Genomic DNA, 401 nt, shown 5'->3' with positions numbered 1-401 from the left:
GCGGCAAGTTTCCGCAGACTCCACCGGGTGAAGGGCTGCTCAAGGGTCTCAGGTCGCGTGGTGGCCGTCGCGACGATGAACGCTTCGTCCTCAGGACTGATCAGGCGGGGACGGCCACCCGCCCACCGAGGGTCCAAGCTGGCCAGGCCCGACTCGTTGAACCGGTGGATCACCCCCCGGACCGCGTCCTCATCGCCCTGGACCAACCGCGCGATCGCCGGAACGGTGTTCCCGCCGGCCGAGGCCAACACGACCATCGCCCGCCGTAGCCGGACCGCTGAACCGGTCCCTCTGCGCACGATCTGCTGCAACCGCTGACCCTCATGATCGGTCAACCGGCGCACCCGAACTGGATCTGCCATCCCGCCAGCCTGACGCCAAATCAGCCACCGGCCACGAAC

The 401-nt window shown here is 68.3% G+C and carries 1 protein-coding gene; it reads right to left on the bottom strand.

Going from position 1 to position 401, the window contains the following annotated elements; translation table 11 throughout:
• Positions 1-362: transposase (locus tag ACGWYJ_RS39075; RefSeq protein ID WP_395111765.1), on the bottom strand; the 362-nt coding region annotated here is incomplete at its 3' end.
• Positions 363-401 lie beyond the last annotated feature (39 nt).

The sequence above is a fragment of the Actinomadura sp. SCN-SB genome, assembly GCF_043906805.1.
Taxonomy (GTDB): Bacteria; Actinomycetota; Actinomycetes; order Streptosporangiales; family Streptosporangiaceae; genus Spirillospora.
Note: the sequence above shows the minus strand (reverse complement) of the source record. Positions and strands in the feature narration are given on the sequence as shown.